Genomic DNA, 19218 nt, shown 5'->3' on the forward strand with positions numbered 1-19218 from the left:
TTCAAAGCGCATTGCGCGGCATCGGCAATTCGCCCCGGTTATACGGCCCCCAATCCTCGATATCGGGATAGAATTGCCGCCGCCAGGCACGCACCCTCGGGTTCATCCGCCGCCGCCACCATGGCGGAACCATGGCCACGAAGGTCATCGCCGGATATCCCAGGGGCAGTTGCGGCGCCTCGACCTCGTCATAGGTCTGCAACAGCGGAAACCGCCGGTCCGGCTTGTAATGGTGGTCCGAATGGCGCTGCAGGTTGATGAGCAGCCAGTTCGAGCCCTTATGCGATGCGTTCCAGCTATGCCGGGGCAGGATGCGCTCATACCGGCCTTCGCCCAGATAGCGGCGGGTCAGCCCGTAATGCTCGACGTAATTGGTCAGTTCCAGCTGCCAGACGGCAATGAAGGCCTGGAACAGGAACAGGAACAACCCCTGCAAGCCGCCCAGCAGCAATGCCAGCGCCAGCATTGCCAACTGTATCGCCGCATAGCGCCAGAACGGGTTACGCCGATCGAACGGCCCCTTGCCGCCCCGCGCGAGAAAGCCGGTCTCGGCCCGCCACGCGCTTGCCGGGCCATGGCGCAGCACGCGCCAGAAAAAGCGATAGAACCCCTCGTTATAGCGGGCGGAGACAGCATCCCGGGGCGTGGCGACCCATGAATGATGGACCAGAAGATGCTCGGTCCGGAAATGCGAATACAGGACCGAACCCAGCAGCAGATCACCCAGCCACCGCTCCAGCATGGTCTTCTGGTGCAAAAGCTCATGCGCATAGACGATCCCGATCGAGCCGGACAGCACGCCGATGCCAAAGAACAAGCCAAGCTTTTCCAGCCCGGACAGATGGCCCGAGGAGGTCACGTAGCAGATCGCGCCGAAAATCGTCGCGAATTGCAGCGGGAACCAGACGATGGTGACCGCGCGATGCCAGAACAGTTGCGCGGTCCCGGTTTCCGTGTCGGGATTGTCTTCGTTCAGGCCCAGCACGCCGTCCAGCGCCGTGGTCAGATACCAGGCATATGCGGGCAAAAGCATCCACCAAAACCCGCCCTTCACGGCGGCCAATGCGACAAGCGGCGGCATGACGACCGACATCCAGAACGGAGCGGCGGCGGGTAGGGTATTGGGTGATTTGCTGCTCATGGCCGCGATATTACGCCACGATTTCAGCATGTGCCACATCCCAGACCTTGCGCATCAGTCCCGGCAGCCCGTCCCGGTCGATTTGCCGCAGGGGGACGAGATGCCCGCGCTGTGCCGGACCGGTCAACTCGCCCAGCATCACCTGCAGCGACAGGTTGAAATGCGTGAAGACATGGCGCACCTCGCCAATCTCGCGCCAATCGGCCTGGCCGGGCGGCGGCAGGTCGCGCCCGTCCCAACCGGCTGAGGGAAAGGCCAGCATTCCCCCAAGCAGACCCTTGGCGGGGCGTTCCTCCAGCAGCAGCCCGTCTCCTTGACGGGCCACCCAGACAATACCGCTCCGGTTCGGTTTGGCGGTTTTCGGAGCCTTGCGGGGAAGAGTCGCGGCGATGCCAAGCCGGTGCGCGTCGCATTCATCGATCAGGGGACATATCCCGCAGGCCGGATTGCGCGGCGCGCAGATCGTTGCACCGAGATCCATCATGGCCTGGGCGTAATCGCCGGGCCGCGCTTGCGGGGTCAGCTTCTGCGCCAATGCGACAAGTTCGGGTTTCGCAGCAGGAAGTGGAGTCTCAACGGCATGCAGCCGCGCCACGACTCGCTCGACATTGCCATCGACGACGGTTTCGGGCTGGTCATAGGCGATCGCCGCGATGGCCGCCGAGGTATAGGGGCCGATGCCGGGCAGCGCCTGCAATGCCTCGCGTGTCCGGGGAAACCCGCCAGCTTTCGACACGATCCGCGCACAGGCCAGCAGGTTGCGGGCACGCGCGTAATAGCCCAGCCCGGCCCATTCCGCCATGACATGCGCATCCTCTGCCGCCGCCAGGTCGTCCACGGTGGGCCACAGGCCAGTGAAACGCTCGAAATAAGACTTCACGGCGGCAACCGTGGTTTGCTGCAGCATGATCTCGGACAGCCAGACGCGATAGGGATCGGCCGCGCCCCCGCCCGGCGGAACGCGCCAGGGCAGGACCCTTCCATGCCGGTCATACCATTCCAGAAGCCGTTCCGCGATCACCTTGCTGTCACGCAATTTTCAGAACTCCATCCTTTCGGCGCGCTTTCATCCGGGGCTCCTGCTGGTTAAGGATATATACGTGATAACCGATCAGGCAGGCATGGCCCAGACTCCGCAACGCCAGGAAAAACGGACACCCCGCCGGAAGCGGGGCTTCGAAGCAGCCTCTGCCCTGCTGGCGCAGCGCGTCCAGAAAGCGGCGGAAGGCCGGGGCTTTGCAGTCACCCGCCTGTTGACCCATTGGACCGAGATCGCCGGCGAGCAACTGGCGCGCGCAACCCGTCCGGTCCGGATCAGCCACAGCCGGGGCGGGTTCGGCGCAACATTGACCCTGTTGACCTCGGGTCCGGCCGCGCCCCTGGTGGAAATGCAGCTTCCGCAGCTTCGTGAAAGGGTCAACGCCTGTTACGGCTATAACGCGATACAGAAGATCGTTCTGACTCAAACGGCCGCGACCGGCTTTGCCGAAGGGCAGGCGCAATTCACCCCCGCGCCACCGCGCAGCACGGCCCCCCCCGACCCGCAGGCAAAGGCCAGGGCCCATGAGGTTGCCGCGCAGTTCGAGGACCCGCAACTGGCCGAGGCGATGGCCCGGCTGGCACTGAATCTCTCTTCCCGAACAAACCGAAAGGACTCTTGATGTTGATCCGCTCCGTTGCCGCCGCTCTGGCGCTGTCGCTGGCCACACCCGTTCTGGCGCAGGACGCCACGGCGACCGAGGAAACCGAAACCAGCGAGGCGCAAACCCTGCCCGACATCGCGCTCGGGGCCGAGGACGCGCCGCTGACCATCGTCGAATATGCCAGCTTCACCTGTGGCCATTGCGCCAATTTCCACGATCAGAACTGGCCAAAGCTGAAATCCGAATATGTCGATACCGGCAAGGTCCGCTTCATCCAGCGGGATGTCTATTTCGATGCGGTCGGTTTGTGGGCCGGGATTCTCGCCCGCTGCGGGGGCGACGACAAGTATTATGCCGTCTCGGACATGCTGTTCGACGAGCAGAAGAAATGGCTTGAAGGCGACTCGGGCGACCAGATCGCCGAGAACCTGCGCAAAATCGGCCTGAAGGCAGGGATGACCGAAGAGCAGATGACCGCTTGCTGGAACGACAGCGCCAAGGCGGAAAGCCTGATCGCGACCTTCCAGCAGAACACCACCGCCGATGAGATCGAGGCCACGCCGACCTTCGTCATCGGCGGCGAGAAGGTGCAAAACCAGCCTTGGGACGAGTTGAAGAAGATCATTGACGACAAGCTTGCCGAGGCTGACACCGCCGCGGAGTAAAACGACGGCCCGGTTCCGGTTCTACCGGAGCCGGGTGGCCTAGCTTTCTGTCTTCCGCTCGCGGTGAAAGACATAGATACCCGAGCCAAGGATGATAGCGGTTCCCAGCCATGTCAGCGCATCGGGAAAATCGCCGAAGACAATCAGCCCCACGATGGTTGCACCGACGATTTCGAGATATTGGAAAGGCGCCAGCAGGCTGGCCTCGACCTTGCTGAAAGCATGGGTGATCAGCAGGAAGGTCACTGCCAGCAACCCCCCGGCGCAGATCAGCGCCGGCAAGGTCCAGCCTGGGGCATCGGCCAGCGAGGTAGCCTCCTGTCCCAGCATCACCCCACCCGCATGAAGTGTGAGCAACCCGATCGCCGCACAGAAGGTCGCCCCGATCTGTAGCGTCAGCGCCGAGTGATCGCGGGTAGCGCGGCGCAGCACGATCATGTTCAGCGCATAGGCGATGGCCGCGCCGACCGGAAACAGCGCCACGGGCCCGAAGACCGCGAAATTCGGGCGGATCACGATCAGCGCACCGATCAAACCCACGCCAACCGCCACGAAACGGCGTGGACCCGGACGCTCGTTCAGGAACGGCCATGCGAGCAGGGTCAGCAACAGGGGTTCGATGAAGAAGATCGCGATGGCGGTCGCGATGGGCATCTTCTGAAAGGCGCTGACCAGGCAAATCATCGTCACCGCGAAAAGCGCACCCGACAACAGCGCGGGCCGGGACAGCAGCGATCCCTTCAACCGGCGGCGCCACAGGATCGCGACGGGTATGAAGAACAACGCCTGCATCGCGATGCGCCAGACACTCACCTCGAAGGGCGAGGCTATCCCGGTCAGCAGCTTGGCGATGGCGTCGCCTATCGGTAACAGCCCCATGGCCGCGATCATGGCCAGCATTCCCGCGCGCGAGTCCCGCCCGGCATCTCCTGTCGTCGTCTCGATCATGGCCCCTCCTGCACCGAGCGATAGCACAGGCAAACGGGGAGGTCAGGGTCTTTTCTTGTTAATATTTATTTATATTTTTCAATAAATTGAACTGATTCAGGTCAATCAGACACATGGGCCGACCAGCCCGGTCAGGTTGCCTTTCGATCGACCCCGTGCTAATCGGCAATTAATGGCCGAGAGAGATCATAGCAGCTCTCAAGTGCGTCAAGGCGCTTCGACGCGGCAAACAGCCGCGCCGGGTTTTATGCTATCATATTCCCCCGTTTTCACCGACCGGGCCGCGACATGTCGCTGCGTCCGGCCATCAGTATCATGACAAGCTGAAGGAAAGATCATGCTCAGAATGACCTCGATCGCCGCGATTGCTGCGGCCGGATGCTTTTTCTCACTCCCTGCGAATGCACAGGATGGCGACAGCCAATGCGGTGATGTTTCCATCGCGCAGATGAACTGGGCCGCCGCCGAGGTGACCACGGAAGTCGCCAAGTTCATGCTGGAACAGGGCTATGGCTGCAACGTTTCGCTGGTGAAATCCGATACCATCCCCGCGATCACCTCGGTCGCGGAGAATGGCGAACCTGACGTCGTCACCAATCTGTGGCTGAACTCGGCCGGCGACGCCTATACGAAACTGGAAGACGAAGGCAAGATGGAGCGCCTGACCAGCGTTCTGGATCCCGGCGGGATCGAAGGCTGGTGGATTACGACCGCCATGGCCGAGGAGCATCCCGAATTGACGACCATCGAAGGGATCATGGAAAATCCCGACCTCGTGGGTGGGCGCTTCAACAACTGCCCGGATGGCTGGGGCTGCCGCGTAGTGAGTGATAATCTCGTGCGCGCGTTGAACCTGGAGGAGTCCGGCATCGAAGTGTTCAACCACGGATCCGGCGAAACGCTGGCCTCGTCGATGGGTGCCGCCGTCACCGATGGCGAACCCTGGTTCGGCTATTACTGGGGCCCGACCGTGCCGATGGGCAAATACGACATGACCCGGGTAAAGCTGGGCGAATATGACGAAGCGAAGTTCGAGCCGCTGCAGAACCCGGATACGCCCGATCCGCAGGTCTCGGATTTCCCGGCCGCACCGATCCTGACCTCGGCTACCACGGAGTTCGTAGAAAGCAACCCGGAAATCACCGAGTTCTTCCGCAACATGAGTTTCAAGACCGAAACCATGAGCGCTCTGCTGGCCTGGCAGGACGAGAACTCGGCCTCTGCCGAAGAGGTCGCGGTCCATTACATCACCGAGAATCCCGATGAGTGGCAGGGCTGGCTGTCGGACGCCGCGCGCGAGAAGCTTTCGGCGCTGGTCGAGCAAAACTGATCGGGACCGCTCGATGAGAAGGGAGGACGGCGTCGGGGGTCGGCGCCGTCCTTTGCAATCGGTCAAGGTGGACGGGCAGGCGGCCCGGGAGATTCATGGCAATATATGACAGCGTGTTCGACAGTCTGGGCCTGCGGGAATGGTGCGATGGCGGCGGAAGCGGCGAAGGGCCGATGTCGATGGCCGAATTGCTTGCCCGCAGCAGGGGCGAATCCGGTGGCGGGACCGGCGGTGCCTCGCTTTGGGATTTACCCTTCCCGTCGCTCGATGCACTACATGACGCCTGCGGGGTGATCCCGGAATCGCGCGACCTGACCCTTGGGCTGGAGCGGGGCTTCCTGTCGATGCGTGACGCGCTGCGGGTGGTGATCGATCCGGTGACGCAACCGCTAAGCTGGATGCTGCGGGAAAGCCTTGCGGTGATGACCAACACACCATGGTGGATCATGATCCCGCTGCTGCTGGCGGTCACATGGCTGGTCAGCAAGTCGTGGCGGGTCGTAGTCTTCGTGGCCATCTCGCTGGCGTTGCTGGCCTTTGTCGATCATTACAATGCGGCGATGCAGACGCTGGCGATCATATTCGTCTGCGCCTTTATCTGTGTACTTTTCGGTGTGCCCATCGGCATCGCCATGTCGCGCAGCGACAGGTTGCAGCGGATCGTCATCCCGATCCTCGACATGCTGCAAACGCTGCCGCCATTCGTCTACCTGATCCCGCTGATCTTCCTGTTCTCCGTGACCGAGCCCAAGCTTTACGGGATCGCAATCATCCTTTACGCGATCGTGCCGGTGATCCGGCTGACCGACCTGGGGATCCGGCTGGTCGACAAGGACGTGATCGAGGCCGCCGATGCCTTCGGCATGACCAATCGCCAGAAACTGTTCGGCGTGCAGATCCCGCTGGCATTGCCCAATATCATGGCGGGCGTGAACCAGACCATCATGATGAGCCTCGCCATGGTCGTCATCGCCTCTCTGGTCTCGGCCCCCGGACTCGGTGTGCTGGTCCTGCGCGGCATCCGCAGCCTGGAACTGGGCGTCGGCCTTGTGGCGGGCTTTGGCATCGTGCTGCTGGCGATCATGCTGGACCGGGTGACCAAGGCGTCACTGGCCCGTATCGATGCCAGCCAGGCCAGACGATAAGGGGGGATGGATATGAACGATCAGGTCAAGATTTCCATCCGCAACCTCTACAAGATCTTCGGCGATACACCGCAGGCCGCGCTGGCCGATGTGCGGGCCGGGATGGGCAAGCCGGAACTGCTGGAAAAGCGTAACCACGTGCTCGGGCTCAGCGATATCAATGTCGAGATCCGCACGGGCCGAATCACCGTCATCATGGGGCTGTCCGGCTCGGGCAAATCCACCCTGATCCGGCATCTGAACCGGCTGATCGAACCGACGGCGGGAGAAGTGCTGGTCGATGGCGAGAATATCCTGACATGGGACGAAACGCGGCTACGCAGGTTACGGCGCGAGACCATGTCGATGGTGTTCCAGAAATTCGCCCTGCTGCCACATCGCACAGTGCTGGAGAATGCCGGAATGGCGCTGGCCACGCGGGGGATCTCGCGCAAGGAATTCGAGGCCGATGCCAATCGCTGGCTGGATCGCGTAGGGCTGGAAGGCTATGGCGGTCATTACCCGCATCAGCTTTCGGGCGGCATGCAGCAACGGGTGGGGATCGCCCGCGCGCTGACCTCGAATTCCGGGATCATGCTGATGGACGAGGCCTTCTCGGCGCTCGATCCGCTGATCCGCACCGATATGCAGGATCTGCTGATCGAATTGCAGGCGGAATTGCACAAGACCATCGTCTTCATCACCCATGACCTGGACGAGGCGCTGAAACTGGCCGATCACCTGGTGATCCTGAAAGACGGGGCGGTCATCCAGCAGGGCGAGCCGCAACAAATCCTGCTGGAACCGGCCGATCCCTATATCGAGGATTTCGTAAGCGATATCAATCGCGCCCGGGTTTTGCGGGCCCGGTCCATCATGGAGGAAGGCCCCGCCGAGGGCGAGATTTCGGGCGAGATCGACCATAATGACAATCTCGAAAGCGTCATCGCCATGGCAGAGGGTGCGCTGGACCGGCGATATCGGGTCATGCGGGATGGCGAAGCGGTCGGTTCGCTGGAAATGCCCGCCATCATGCGTGCCCTTGTTCCACGGCAGGCCTCGCGCAAGACGGCGCGGAACTGAAGCGGGCAGGTTGATTGTGCCCTGCCATGGCCGGGGCGCTTCGCCCCCGTCATCGGCAAGTTTCTTGAAGCAGTGGCGGCAGAACCGGCGACTCCGGAGGATAGCATGAAGAAGGGGCGATACGGATCGCCTCCTTCGGACAAGCGGGAATGTCAGGCCTGCAGGCTGCGGACCCCAACCTCACCTTCTTCGCGCGACTTGATGGCCGCGACCGCGGCGATGCTGCCTGCCGCGGTGGTGAAATAGGGGATCTTGTCGTACAGGGCGACGGCGCGGATTTCGCGTGAATCGGCAATAGCCTGCGCGCCCTCGGTCGTGTTCAGGACCATGGCGATCTCGCCATTCTTCAGCCGGTCGACGATATTCGGCCGGCCTTCATAGACCTTGTTCACACCCTGCGCCTCCACGCCATTGGCGGCCAGAAACTCTGCCGTGCCGCTGGTCGCGACGATCCGGAAACCCATCGCGACCAGGTCGCGGGCCGCATCCGCCATTGCCCCGGTCTTGTCGGCATCCTTGATCGAGATGAAAACGCGTCCGTCATGCGGCAGATTGGTGCCCGCCCCAAGCTGTGCCTTGAGGAAGGCGCGTGGGAAATTGCGGTCCCAGCCCATCACCTCGCCCGTCGAACGCATCTCGGGGCCTAGCAGCGTATCGACGCCGGGGAAGCGGGCGAAGGGCATCACCGCTTCCTTGACCGAGAACCACGGCGTGTTCGGATCGGCCAGCGTCAGCGGATCGGCAAAGGGCAGATCATCCTCGGGGCCGACGCCTCGGGATAGGGGTCGCGGGTGGCGAAGTTCGACATCGGCTCTCCGGCCATCAGCCGGGCGGCGATGGAGGCAATGGCGCTGTCGGTCGCCTTGGCCACGAAAGGAACGGTCCGGGAAGCGCGCGGATTGACCTCCAACACGTAGATCTCGCCATCCTTCAGCGCGAATTGCACATTCATCAGCCCGACGACATGAAGGGCGCGGGCCATGGCGACGGTCTGGCGCTTCAGCTCGGCAATCGTCGCCGCATCCAGCGTATGCGGGGGCAGCGAGCAGGCCGAGTCACCCGAATGCACGCCGGCCTCCTCGATATGTTCCATGATTCCGGCGACATGGACATTCGTGCCGTCGCTGAGAGCATCGACATCCACCTCGATCGCGCCGGTCAGGTAGCTGTCCAGCAGAACCGGATTCTTGCCCGAAACGCTGACCGCCTCGGTGATATAGCGTTTCAGGTGATCCATGTCGCGCACGATCTCCATCGCGCGGCCGCCCAGGACATAGGAAGGACGGATCACCAACGGAAAACCGATCTTCTTGGCAATCGCGATGGCTTCGGCATCGCTGCGCGCGATGCCATTGATGGGCTGCTTGAGATTCAGATCGTTCAGGAGCTGCTGGAAACGTTCGCGGTCCTCGGCCAGATCGATGGCGTCGGGAGTGGTGCCGAGGATCGGGATGCCCTCCGCCTCCAACGTGTTGGCAAGCTTCAGCGGGGTCTGGCCGCCGAATTGCACGATGACGCCATGCAGGGTGCCGTTCTCCTGCTCGACGCGCAGGATTTCAAGGACATGCTCCAGTGTCAGCGGCTCGAAATAGAGCCGGTCCGAGGTATCGTAATCAGTGCTCACCGTCTCGGGATTGCAATTGACCATGATGGTCTCGTAACCCGCGCTGGTCAGGGCAAAACAGGCGTGGCAGCAGCAATAGTCGAATTCGATCCCCTGGCCGATACGGTTCGGGCCACCGCCGAGGATGACCACCTTCTTGGCCCCGGTCGGACGGGATTCGCATTCCGCCTCGCCCATCGCGGGGGATTCGTAACTGGAATACATATAGGGGGTCTGGGCCTCGAACTCGGCCGCACAGGTGTCAATGCGTTTGAAGACCGGGCGGATATCCAGCGATACCCGGGCATGGCGGATATCGGCCTCGTCCCGGCCGGTCAGGGTGGCGAGGCGGGCATCGGTGAAACCCATCATCTTCAGCGCCCGAAGGTCCTCCTCATCTTCGGGCAGGCCGGATTCGCGGATCCGGGTTTCGGTATCCACGATCTCGCGCAAACGCTCCAGGAACCAGGGATCGAAATGCGTGATGCGCTGGATTTCGTCATCGGTCAGGCCGAAACGCATGGCTTCGGCAATGACGCGCAGCCGGTCAGGCGTCTGCCTGGACAGCGCCGCGATGACGGCGGGTTTGCCCTGTTCGGTCACGCCTTCGATGGCAATCTCATCCAGGCCGGTCAGGCCGTTTTCCATCGAGGTCAGCGCCTTTTGCAGCGATTCATGGAAGCTGCGGCCAATCGCCATGACTTCGCCCACCGATTTCATCGCGGTCGTCAGCTCGGGCTTGGAACCCGGGAATTTCTCAAAGGCGAAACGCGGGATTTTCGTCACGACATAATCGATCGAAGGTTCGAAACTGGCCGGGGTGACCTTGGTGATATCGTTGTCCAGTTCATCCAGCGTGTAGCCAACCGCCAGTTTCGCGGCGATCTTGGCGATCGGAAAACCCGTGGCCTTGGAGGCCAGAGCAGATGAACGGCTGACCCGCGGGTTCATCTCGATCACCACCATGCGGCCATCCGCGGGGTTGATCGCCCATTGCACATTCGATCCGCCGGTCTCGACCCCGATCTCGCGCAGGACCGCGATGCTGCCATTCCGCATCCGCTGATATTCGCGGTCGGTCAGGGTCAGGGCCGGGGCGACGGTGATCGAATCGCCGGTATGAACGCCCATCGGATCGACATTCTCGATAGAGCAGACGATGATGGCGTTGTCGTTGCGGTCACGCACGACTTCCATCTCGTATTCCTTCCAGCCCAGCAGGCTTTCATCGATCAACACCTGCGCGACCGGCGAGGCATCAAGGCCCGAACGCACGATCCGCTCGTAATCGTCGCGGTTGTAGGCGACGCCGCCGCCCGTGCCACCCAGGGTGTAGGCGGGACGGATGATCGCGGGCAGGCCGATCTCCTCCAGGACTTCCATCGCCGAAGCAACGCCCGCGGAGACATCGTATTTCCCGCTTGTCAGCTTTGGCGCGGCAATGATCGTCGCGCGGGGATTTTCCAACCCGATCCGGTCCATCGCCTCGCGGAACAGCTTGCGGTCTTCCGCCATCTCGATCGCGGATCGCTGCGCACCGATCAGTTCGACGCCATATCGATTCAGCGCACCTGAATCAGCCAGCGCCAATGCGGTATTCAACCCGGTTTGCCCGCCCATGGTCGGCAAGAGCGCATCGGGCCGTTCCTTGGCGATGATCTTCTCGACGATCTCCGGGGTGATCGGCTCGATATAGGTCGCGTCCGCCATCTCGGGATCGGTCATGATCGTGGCGGGGTTCGAGTTCACCAGGATGACCCGGTAACCTTCCTCGCGCAGCGCCTTGCAGGCCTGTGCGCCGGAATAGTCGAATTCGCAGGCCTGCCCGATGACGATGGGGCCGGCACCGATGATCAGGATTGATTTGATATCGGTTCTTTTTGGCATGGTCCTGCCTCCGGGCTTGTCATGGAACGGCGCAAATCGTCCGGGGTTATAGCCATGCGCAGCCTGGGTGCAAGGTCAGATCCGCCCGGAACGAGGCGTCTCGCGCAACATCAGCCTATCGCGACAAGAGGGTCAACGCCACGCTGAAGCGGTTTTGACCGCTCGTCGTTGCGATTTCCGACCTGATCAGAAAGTTTCGGGTGATTTTCTCGATATTCTCGGGCTTCGAGATGGTTTTAAAGGAACTGCTTCCGAAAAGCCGCCGGGACGCCTTGGTGAGCTCTGCCAATTGCCGGTCTACGGGTATCTTCGCGAAATAATCGCCGAATCCGAAAGCTTTCTCGAATACTTTCCGCAATGGCTGGTTCCCAAGCACTTCATACCACAGTGCCTTCTCGCTCGAATCCCGGCTCGCAAACGCCTCGATCTCTCGCTTGGCGTTCAGGGCAAGGCGCAGATTCTCATCACCAAGCCCAACGCGGCGCTCGTACTCCCTATCCAGATAGGCACGGGAGATCCGCTCGGCAAAGCCGGGATCACGAGATGCAGCAGATGCTTCGGATGAAGTTGCATCCTGAAAACCGAATTCTTCCGCCAAGCGGAGATATCGTTTATCGGCAAGCCGATTCGCCAGGGATCTGCGATCATCGAGATCGGACTCCAGCACCTTCCTGATGAACGCCTTGTTACCGATATCATCTTCCAGGCCAAAGGCACCCAAGGCGACGCTGAGCATCCGGTAATCACCGACCAGATCCCTTGCCATCTTCGTGAGTTCTATGCGGTCGCGGAAATGCCTGGTTTGGCGTTGAATGATGGGATCCTTGGCCAGAATTGCTTTCTGGCGGCCTTCCAGGCGCTGCAGGATGCCCCATCCTGCGATTCCACCAAGTCCAACTGATATGGATATCATCATTGTTCTCCTGCAGCGAAAAGGCGGGCTTCGCGGGGAAGAAGCTTTTTCAGTTGGCGCAAGACCTGATACGCGTTCCCTGCGATCGCATGTTCCGTGGCCGAGGACAGTATTCTGCGGCTATCGAAATCCTCGAAGACCTGGCTGAGCTGTTCGATGGCAACAAGAAGCTGCTTGCGGCCCTTTTCGGGTTCGGCGTCGCCAGAAAGAATGAGCTGCGCGATGTAACAGGTGCGGGCAACCGGGGTGTTCGCCATGTCGGGATGGATGGCATCCTTCAAGCGTAGCACATGCACATTCGGCGTCTTGATCGAGAGTTTCGTCCGGCGATCACAGTTCTGGATAACGGCACCATTGATCAAGACACGCTCATTCGGTCCGAGTTTCAGAATGAGCCCGCTCATGCGCCGGCCTCGCCTCGCAAGCCTTTCATAATCGACATGTTCACATCGATCAGGGCATTCACGGTTGCCTTGCGAACCAGCACGGCGTGACCATGGCGCAGGGAGAAACTCGCCAGAGAGAGCAAGCGAGCACGCAGATCGTCGGGAAGGGCGTTTCCTTCGGATGCAAGATCGGCGGCCAGGATCGTCCATAGCTGGTTATTCTTGCCCACCGCTTCGATCTGAACCCTGATATCGCCGCTGGCGGAAGCCCGGCGCAGCATTGAGGTGACGCGCGAAAGCATGGCATATTCGGTATCCCGGTCAGAGCGTACGGGATTATTTCCATAGCCGTGCGAATAGTCGGATGCTAAAGCGTTCAATGACCCGGTTCCCTGTCATTTGGTTGAAAGATCGGGGCGCGACTGGTCCGCGCGCCCCGAAGATTGTTGCTGACAGTGGCCTTAACGGAAAAGGGCCAGAACCGACTGCGGCGCCTGGTTAGCAACCGACAAGGCTTGAATGCCAAGCTGCTGCTGAGCCTGCAGGGCCTGCAAGCGCGCGGAGGATTCCTCAAGATCCGCATCGACCAGCGAGCCGATACCCAGCTTCAGAGAATCAGCCAGATTCGTAACAAAACTCACTTGATCTTCGATCCGCTTCGCCGCATTGCCCAACGCAGCCGTGCCCTTAACAGCAAGGTCGTGCATGAGTGTGAGTTGAGCGAGCGCCTGATGCGCGGAGGCCGTGTCCGTCACTTGAGTGATACTGCCGGAGAATCCAGTCGTGGCCGTAGCAGGCGCAGCGCCCGTAGCAGGTGCAGTAGTACCGCCACTAGGGGTCGATGGGGCGGAATCCCCACTGTATACAACCGTTGGCGCGGAAGCCACATTTTGGTCAAAACCAAGTCCATTCACTACGATCGTACCGATAGCCGGTGCGCCAGTGCCGGACGATCTATCCAACGAAGCCAGAATCGTGAAATCCGTCTTGGTCCCACTGACATTCTTTTTCAGCAGGTTCACACCGTTCATCTGCGTACCGGAAATGATAGCCTTGATTTGTTTATGCTTATTGGTGATCTGGTCGTTGACGGTCGCGAAATCAAACCCGTCGGTACCCGCGTTCGTAGCAAGGTCCATCATGTCCTTCAGAACATCGGTTATTTCGTTCGCGCCAGCCACGGCGGTTGCGACAGTCTGACCGGCGGCATTCAAGTTGTTCTTGATCGCCCGAAATCCAGTTTCATCGGTTTCCATGATCTTGGCGATTGACCACAATGCTGCATTATCCTTGGCACTTCCGATTTTCTTGCCGGTGGAAATTTGCTGTTGCGTCTTTTCCAGATGCATATTCGTCATCTTCAAGGTCTGAAGAGCGACAATGGCGCCGTTATTCGTCAGAATGCTGGTCATAAAGACCTCCATTTAGTTGCGGCAGGTTTTACGCCGCGGTTTCGTTTGATATGGCCTTCTGACCGGCGGGGAATTTCTATTCATACGCGGCCCCGCATTGACGGGTTATGCCTGCGTGGGGTTGATAAAACACGAATGCCCAAGGGCTTACAAACAATGTTCGCCTTGCATTTTACTCAATTTCGGCACATCGCCGCGACGAAATACGGGGCAGGCTGCCCCCGCCAGTTCATCGCAAGCGAATGCAGGCCGCTACGTGCCGCTGTCACGGCAGGGCGACCGTCATTCGGATTGCATTTGAACGAATTTACAGATCGAAGCTGGCAAAGACCGGCGCATGGTCACTGGGTTTTTCCCAGCCCCGCACATCCCGCAGCACCCGGCTGCCATGGCCCGCATTGGCGATGTCGGTGCTGGCCCAGATGTGATCCAGACGCCGGCCCTTGTCGGCCGCGTCCCAATCCCGCGCGCGATAGCTCCACCAGGAATAAAGCTGCCCTTCGGGAATGTCCTTGCGCGTGATGTCCACCCATTCGCCCGCTGCCTGGGCATCCAGAAGATGCTCGACCTCGATCGGGGTATGACTGACGACCTTGAGAAGCTGCTTGTGCGACCAGACGTCATCCTCGCGGGGGGCGATGTTGAAATCGCCGACCATGATCGACCGCTTTGGCCGGTCGGCGTGAAAGACATCCCGCATCTCGGCCACGAAATCCAGCTTCTGGCCGAATTTCTCGTTCTGCTCGCGGTCGGGGATGTCACCTCCTGCCGGGATATACATGTTGTGGATCACGACGCCATTCTGCAGCCGTGCCGCAACGTGCCGTGCATGCCCAAGCCCCGCATAGTCGCGATCACCCGCATCCTCGATTGGCAGGCGCGACAGGATGGCGACGCCGTTGTAACCCTTTTGCCCGCGCGCGACGATGTGATCGTAGCCCAGTTCCCGGAAAGCCTCCATCGGGATCTTCTCGACCGGGGACTTGCATTCCTGCAGGCAGAGGATGTCGGGGCTTTCCTCGCGCAGCAATCTTGCGACAAGGCCCTCGCGCAGGCGGACCGAGTTGATGTTCCAGGTGGCGAGTGTGAACATGGGCGGGCTCCTTTGCGGCAGAGCCTAGCTGCGACGCCAGAACATGTCGAGCCGCACTGACCTGACGGAAACCGCTTTTTCGACGGGATGTCCCTTGGTGAAGGCGGGCGCTGCGGTTATCCATGCATGAAGACATCGGGGCCGGAGAGCAGATCATGCAGATGACCGTGGACGACGCCTTGGCGCAAGGCGGAACCGGGCGCTTTCAATGGCGGCTGCTGGCGATCTTCGGGCTGGTCTGGGCGGCGGATGCGATGCAGGTGATCGCGGTCGGTTTCGCAGCGCCAAGCATCGCGGCGACTTTCGGGCTGGAGCGGGTCACCGCGCTGCAGATCGGCACGTTGTTCTTCCTGGGCATGTTCGTCGGGGCATTCGCCTTTGGACGGCTGGCCGATCGGATCGGACGGCGCAATGTGCTCTTGTTTACCGTGGCGATGGATGCGGTATTCGGCCTCGCCTCGGTCTTCGCGAATGATTTCACCTTCCTGCTGGCGCTGCGTTTCCTGACCGGCATTGCGGTCGGCGGCACGCTACCCGTCGATTACGCCATGATGGCCGAGTTCCTGCCGCCCAGGAACCGCGGCCGCTGGCTGGTCTGGCTGGAGGGCTTCTGGGCGGTTGGCACCATCGTGATCGCGTTGACGGCATGGATCGCCTCCACCATGGGGGCGCCCGCCGCGTGGCGATGGATATTCGCGATCGCGGCACTGCCTGCGCTGATCGGGTTCTGGCTGCGCCTCTGGGTGCCGGAATCGCCAATGTACCTGATCCGGAACAAGCGTCAGCCCGAGGCGCGACAGGTGATCAACCGGGTATTGGCGGCCAATGGCGCAGAGACACTTGGCGATGACGTCCAAATCGTTCCGGCACCGGTTCCCGCCTCTGCGGAACGCTCGATCTTCGCGCCCGCATTGCGCAATCGCAGCCTTGGCGTGCTGGCAGTCTGGTTCCTTGTCTCGCTGTCCTATTACGGTGTTTTCATCTGGGTGCCGGGGCAGTTGGCAACCGAAGGCTTCGGTTTCGTGCGGGGCTTCGGTTTCCTGGTGATCCTTGCCCTTGCGCAAATCCCCGGCTATGCGCTGGCCGCCTGGGGAGTCGAGGCAATCGGCCGCCGTAATACATTGATGGGATTCCTGCTGCTCAGCGCGGCGGGATGCTTTCTGTTCACCATTGCGGATTCGACCGGGCTGATCGCCGCCTCGCTGATCCTGATGAGCTTTGCGCTGCTGGGAACTTGGGGCGCGCTTTATGCCTTTACGCCGGAACTCTACCCGACCAACCTGCGCGGCACCGGCATGGGAACCGCAAGTTCCATGGCGAGACTGGGGGGTATTCTTGCGCCGAGCCTGCTTGCGGTGGCCTTTGCCCGCGGCTTCGGCTTTGCCATCGGAGTATTCGCCATCCTGCTGCTTCTGGGAGCCGCGGCATTGATGCTGATCAAGACGGAAACGCGGGATCAGGCCATCGGTTAGCATGGCGCGGGTCATCTCGGGGCGCGGCGGACAGATCCGGCGATCAAGGTGGGTCTAGCGGAGCGCCCGCGCCCCAAATCGATCACGCTTGAGCGGCAAAAGCAGACCCATGACGAACCCGGCGATAATCCCTCCCAGATGGGCCTGCCAGGCAATTTGCGGCACCAGCAGGGTCAGGGCGATATTCAGCCCGCCGATGATCAGCACGGCGCGCCAGATCGGCCTCATCGACATACGGCGGCTGCGCCGCCATTTGATCGCCTGCCCGATCAGCGCACCGGCAAGGCCGAAGATCGCCCCCGACGCGCCGACCATCGGACCCGGCGCCGGGGAGATCAGGGCGAAAAGCACGCCCGCTGCAATCTGCGAAACGAGATAGACGGCAAGCATCGGCAACGGCCGCAGGAAACGCGCAAGTTCCCGCCCGACCGCGGCGAGCGAGAACATGTTCATGGCCAGATGCGCCAGACCGCCATGCAACAGCCCGTATGTCACGAACATCAGCACCGGTTGGCCGGGATAGAGTCCACCGCCGCGCCATAACAGGGGAGACCAGAATCCCCCTGCGAGGTTCACCGCGACGCGCACCCCGCCATATCCCAGCATCGGGGCGAGCCAAAGGCCCGCCTCGATCACGCAACAGACGAGGATCAGCGCGATCATCCAGTGGGGAAGGCTCGGTCTGGCCTGTTGGGTCATGACACCGTCAGTCCGCCTTGATCTGGCGGGCCTCATCGATCAGCATGACCGGGATACCCTCATGGATCGGAAAGGCGAGGCCTGCGGTTTTGGACACCAGTTCCTGCCGTTCCGCATCGTAATGCAGCACCGCATGGGTGACCGGGCAGACCAGGGCTTCCAGCATGTGGCGGTCGAATCGGGGGTTGGGAATGTCGGTCATTGCATAGGTTCTTCGTTTTCGCCGCCATGCAGCGCATAATCCATCAGCCCTTCCAGCAGCACACGGCGGTCGGTCAGGGTGCGGGCCTCCAACAAGGCCTGCTTCTCGCCGGATGAAAAGGGCAGCATCATTGAAAAGGCGTTGATCAAGGTTTCGTCGGCGGCCTTTGCGGCGGATTCCAGATCTGCCGAAAGCTGTAATGCCTCGGCATAGCGGCGCAGCTTGTCCAGCAATGCCGAACGGTCAAGTCCGGGATCCGTCTCGGGACCATCGAGATCCCGTTCGAACCCCGCCCAATCAACCTCGCCCTGCCGGTAAGGAGTAAAGCCGTCCTCTATCCCCGCCAGCCGAAAGCGCGAGACCGCACGAAGCGAGATCATCATCCGCCCATCCTCGCTTTCCGAAAAGGCGATGACCCGGCCCGCGCTGCCGATGGCGGCGAGCCGGTTTCCATCGGGCTGGATCATGCCGATCAGGCGATGATCGGTCTTGAGCACATCGTCCAGCAACTGCAGGTAACGCGGCTCGAAGATATGCAGTGGCAGTTTGGCGCGAGGCAGCATCACCACCTCGCAAAGCGGAAACAGCGCGATTCGCGTGGGCAGATCAAAGCGAAAGCCCATCAGGCGAAGATCAGCGAGGACAGCCTCCGGCGACCCTTCTGGCCGATCGGGTCATTCGGCTTGAGGCTGTCGAAAATCGTCAGGAGCTGAGCCTTTGCGGCACCGTCGTTCCAGTCGCGGTCGCGGCGGAAACTGTCCAGCAGGATCTCGACCGCCTCCTCGACCTCTCCGGCGGCATGAAGCGCCTGAGCATATTCAAGCCGCGCCTGCTGATCCTCGGGATTTGCCTCGACCCTGGCCTGCAGATCGCCCAACGGGCCCGCGTTCTCGGCCTGTTGGGCCAGTTGCAGCTGCGCCCGGGCGGCCTCGATCGGCGCGGTCCCGGCAATCGAGGCCGGAACCTGCTGCAAGCTCGAAGCCGCGGCGGCGGCGTCGCCTGCCGCCAGATGCGCGCGGATCAATCCGCCCCATGCCTCGGAATTCTCGGCCTCTTCGCCGATGATGGCAGCAAAGGTTTCGATCGCGTCGGAGGCGGCACCTTCCTCGAGCATGGATTCGGCTGCGGCCAGGGCCTCGGTCAGCCCGCCGTCATCGCCGCCAAGTGCGGCCAGCTTGTCAATGAACTGCTTGATCTGGCTTTGCGGGACAGCGCCCTGGAAGGCATCCACCGGACGGCCCTGAAAAAAGGCATAGACGGTCGGAACCGATTGCACCCGCAATTGTGCCGCGATCATCTGGTTCTCGTCGATATTGACCTTTGCCATCCGGACCCGGCCCTTGTGCCGCGCCACCTCTTCTTCGAGCTGGGGCCCCAATGTCTTGCAAGGACCGCACCACGGTGCCCAGAAATCCACGACGACGGGAATCTCCATGGATTTCTCGACCACCTCGGCCATGAAGTCGGCTTCGGTCACGTCGCGGATGAAATCGCCAGACTGCGGCGCGTCCTGCGCAGCGTCGAAAAGCATGGTCATGTTGCCCCCAAAAACGGCTGGTATCTGTGGTTGGTCGCAATATGGGGGGTCGAAGCCATGAACGAAAGGGTTGATTGGCC

At 61.4% G+C, this 19218-nt stretch carries 18 protein-coding genes and 1 pseudogene; 6 read left to right on the forward strand and 13 right to left on the reverse strand.

Translation table 11 applies throughout. The features are described from left to right. Position 1 precedes the first annotated feature (1 nt). Together A7A09_RS09560 and mutY are read right to left on the reverse strand one after the other, a co-directional pair. Positions 2 to 1141, reverse strand: coding sequence for an alkane 1-monooxygenase (locus A7A09_RS09560; protein WP_106691188.1), 1140 nt, complete (start codon positions 1139 to 1141; stop codon positions 2 to 4). Positions 1142 to 1151: 10 nt separating this feature from the next. Next, positions 1152 to 2177: an A/G-specific adenine glycosylase gene (gene mutY, locus A7A09_RS09565; protein ID WP_106691189.1), complete on the reverse strand. Its 1026-nt coding sequence runs from the start codon at positions 2175 to 2177 to the stop codon at positions 1152 to 1154. An 85-nt stretch (positions 2178 to 2262) separates the two neighbouring features. Between mutY and A7A09_RS09570 the strand changes: the two genes are divergently transcribed. Both A7A09_RS09570 and A7A09_RS09575 read left to right on the forward strand, forming a co-directional pair. After that, positions 2263 to 2802 carry a DUF721 domain-containing protein gene (locus tag A7A09_RS09570; protein ID WP_106691333.1) on the forward strand — a complete coding sequence of 180 codons (540 nt, stop codon included), beginning with the start codon at positions 2263 to 2265 and terminating at the stop codon, positions 2800 to 2802. Continuing rightward, positions 2802 to 3449, forward strand: coding sequence for a DsbA family protein (locus A7A09_RS09575; RefSeq protein WP_106691190.1), 648 nt, complete (start codon positions 2802 to 2804; stop codon positions 3447 to 3449). The genes A7A09_RS09570 and A7A09_RS09575 overlap by 1 nt, the downstream gene beginning before the upstream one ends. Before the next feature lie 39 nt (positions 3450 to 3488). Here the strand turns inward: A7A09_RS09575 and A7A09_RS09580 are convergent, their stop codons facing one another. Continuing rightward, positions 3489 to 4397: a DMT family transporter gene (locus tag A7A09_RS09580; protein ID WP_245999253.1), complete on the reverse strand. Its 909-nt coding sequence runs from the start codon at positions 4395 to 4397 to the stop codon at positions 3489 to 3491. Between the two features lie 346 nt (positions 4398 to 4743). Here A7A09_RS09580 and A7A09_RS09585 point away from each other — a divergent pair, with 346 nt between their 5' ends. The 3 genes from A7A09_RS09585 (at position 4744) to A7A09_RS09595 (ending at position 7934) form a co-directional block, all read left to right on the forward strand. Then, positions 4744 to 5727: an ABC transporter substrate-binding protein gene (locus tag A7A09_RS09585; protein WP_436277794.1), complete on the forward strand. Its 984-nt coding sequence runs from the start codon at positions 4744 to 4746 to the stop codon at positions 5725 to 5727. 95 nt (positions 5728 to 5822) lie between these two features. After that, the gene (locus A7A09_RS09590; RefSeq protein ID WP_106691192.1) at positions 5823 to 6872 is read left to right on the forward strand and encodes an ABC transporter permease; all 1050 of its coding nucleotides are present in this window, start codon (positions 5823 to 5825) and stop codon (positions 6870 to 6872) included. Positions 6873 to 6884: 12 nt separating this feature from the next. Then, a complete protein-coding gene (locus A7A09_RS09595; protein WP_106691335.1) occupies positions 6885 to 7934 on the forward strand; it encodes a quaternary amine ABC transporter ATP-binding protein in 1050 nt (349 codons plus the stop codon). A gap of 152 nt (positions 7935 to 8086) precedes the next feature. On the opposite strand, the pseudogene carB reads toward A7A09_RS09595, so the two are convergent. The 6 genes and pseudogenes from carB to A7A09_RS09625 all read right to left on the reverse strand — a co-directional run bounded on the left by carB (position 8087) and on the right by A7A09_RS09625 (position 15228). Next, a pseudogene (carB, locus tag A7A09_RS09600) lies at positions 8087 to 11424 on the reverse strand (carbamoyl-phosphate synthase large subunit). A 115-nt stretch (positions 11425 to 11539) separates the two neighbouring features. Further along, on the reverse strand, positions 11540 to 12337 hold the full coding sequence (locus A7A09_RS09605; RefSeq protein ID WP_211341090.1) for a DUF1217 domain-containing protein: 798 nt from the start codon (positions 12335 to 12337) through the stop codon (positions 11540 to 11542). Continuing rightward, a complete protein-coding gene (gene flbT, locus A7A09_RS09610; protein WP_106691194.1) occupies positions 12337 to 12741 on the reverse strand; it encodes a flagellar biosynthesis repressor FlbT in 405 nt (134 codons plus the stop codon). Before flbT ends, A7A09_RS09605 begins: the two co-directional genes overlap by 1 nt. Next, a complete protein-coding gene (gene flaF, locus A7A09_RS09615) occupies positions 12738 to 13103 on the reverse strand; it encodes a flagellar biosynthesis regulator FlaF (RefSeq protein WP_148043637.1) in 366 nt (121 codons plus the stop codon). The genes flbT and flaF overlap by 4 nt, the downstream gene beginning before the upstream one ends. A gap of 81 nt (positions 13104 to 13184) precedes the next feature. Beyond that, positions 13185 to 14135 carry a flagellin N-terminal helical domain-containing protein gene (locus A7A09_RS09620; protein ID WP_106691336.1) on the reverse strand — a complete coding sequence of 317 codons (951 nt, stop codon included), beginning with the start codon at positions 14133 to 14135 and terminating at the stop codon, positions 13185 to 13187. Between the two features lie 307 nt (positions 14136 to 14442). Next, on the reverse strand, positions 14443 to 15228 hold the full coding sequence (locus tag A7A09_RS09625) for an exodeoxyribonuclease III (protein ID WP_106691196.1): 786 nt from the start codon (positions 15226 to 15228) through the stop codon (positions 14443 to 14445). Positions 15229 to 15350: 122 nt separating this feature from the next. On the opposite strand from A7A09_RS09625, the gene A7A09_RS09630 reads away from it, so the two are divergent. Beyond that, positions 15351 to 16700 carry an MFS transporter gene (locus A7A09_RS09630; protein ID WP_245999254.1) on the forward strand — a complete coding sequence of 450 codons (1350 nt, stop codon included), beginning with the start codon at positions 15351 to 15353 and terminating at the stop codon, positions 16698 to 16700. A gap of 54 nt (positions 16701 to 16754) precedes the next feature. On the opposite strand, the gene A7A09_RS09635 is transcribed toward A7A09_RS09630, so the two are convergent. The 4 genes from A7A09_RS09635 to trxA are packed head-to-tail and all read right to left on the reverse strand — an operon-like array spanning position 16755 to position 19138. Then, positions 16755 to 17399 carry a rhomboid family intramembrane serine protease gene (locus A7A09_RS09635; RefSeq protein ID WP_170167066.1) on the reverse strand — a complete coding sequence of 215 codons (645 nt, stop codon included), beginning with the start codon at positions 17397 to 17399 and terminating at the stop codon, positions 16755 to 16757. 7 nt (positions 17400 to 17406) lie between these two features. Further along, on the reverse strand, positions 17407 to 17601 hold the full coding sequence (locus tag A7A09_RS09640; RefSeq protein WP_106691198.1) for a Trm112 family protein: 195 nt from the start codon (positions 17599 to 17601) through the stop codon (positions 17407 to 17409). Next, on the reverse strand, positions 17598 to 18224 hold the full coding sequence (locus A7A09_RS09645) for an LON peptidase substrate-binding domain-containing protein (RefSeq protein WP_106691199.1): 627 nt from the start codon (positions 18222 to 18224) through the stop codon (positions 17598 to 17600). Before A7A09_RS09645 ends, A7A09_RS09640 begins: the two co-directional genes overlap by 4 nt. Further along, complete coding sequence (gene trxA / locus A7A09_RS09650) at positions 18224 to 19138, reverse strand: thioredoxin (RefSeq protein WP_106691200.1); 915 nt, start codon at positions 19136 to 19138, stop codon at positions 18224 to 18226. Before trxA ends, A7A09_RS09645 begins: the two co-directional genes overlap by 1 nt. Positions 19139 to 19218: the final 80 nt, after the last annotated feature.

The organism is Paracoccus methylarcula, assembly GCF_003007735.2.
Lineage (GTDB): Bacteria > Pseudomonadota > Alphaproteobacteria > Rhodobacterales > Rhodobacteraceae > Paracoccus > Paracoccus methylarcula.

Coding starts and splice junctions, on each gene's coding strand:
- A7A09_RS09560 (WP_106691188.1), bottom strand. CDS start 1,141: ATGAGCAGCAAATCACCCAATACCCTACCCGCCGCCGCTCCGTTCTGG.
- A7A09_RS09570 (WP_106691333.1), top strand. CDS start 2,263: ATGGCCCAGACTCCGCAACGCCAGGAAAAACGGACACCCCGCCGGAAG.
- A7A09_RS09575 (WP_106691190.1), top strand. CDS start 2,802: ATGTTGATCCGCTCCGTTGCCGCCGCTCTGGCGCTGTCGCTGGCCACA.
- A7A09_RS09580 (WP_245999253.1), bottom strand. CDS start 4,397: ATGATCGAGACGACGACAGGAGATGCCGGGCGGGACTCGCGCGCGGGA.
- A7A09_RS09585 (WP_436277794.1), top strand. CDS start 4,744: ATGACCTCGATCGCCGCGATTGCTGCGGCCGGATGCTTTTTCTCACTC.
- A7A09_RS09590 (WP_106691192.1), top strand. CDS start 5,823: ATGGCAATATATGACAGCGTGTTCGACAGTCTGGGCCTGCGGGAATGG.
- A7A09_RS09595 (WP_106691335.1), top strand. CDS start 6,885: ATGAACGATCAGGTCAAGATTTCCATCCGCAACCTCTACAAGATCTTC.
- A7A09_RS09605 (WP_211341090.1), bottom strand. CDS start 12,337: ATGATATCCATATCAGTTGGACTTGGTGGAATCGCAGGATGGGGCATC.
- flbT (WP_106691194.1), bottom strand. CDS start 12,741: ATGAGCGGGCTCATTCTGAAACTCGGACCGAATGAGCGTGTCTTGATC.
- A7A09_RS09620 (WP_106691336.1), bottom strand. CDS start 14,135: ATGACCAGCATTCTGACGAATAACGGCGCCATTGTCGCTCTTCAGACC.
- A7A09_RS09625 (WP_106691196.1), bottom strand. CDS start 15,228: ATGTTCACACTCGCCACCTGGAACATCAACTCGGTCCGCCTGCGCGAG.
- A7A09_RS09630 (WP_245999254.1), top strand. CDS start 15,351: ATGCATGAAGACATCGGGGCCGGAGAGCAGATCATGCAGATGACCGTG.
- A7A09_RS09635 (WP_170167066.1), bottom strand. CDS start 17,399: ATGACCCAACAGGCCAGACCGAGCCTTCCCCACTGGATGATCGCGCTG.
- A7A09_RS09640 (WP_106691198.1), bottom strand. CDS start 17,601: ATGACCGACATTCCCAACCCCCGATTCGACCGCCACATGCTGGAAGCC.
- A7A09_RS09645 (WP_106691199.1), bottom strand. CDS start 18,224: ATGGGCTTTCGCTTTGATCTGCCCACGCGAATCGCGCTGTTTCCGCTT.
- trxA (WP_106691200.1), bottom strand. CDS start 19,138: ATGACCATGCTTTTCGACGCTGCGCAGGACGCGCCGCAGTCTGGCGAT.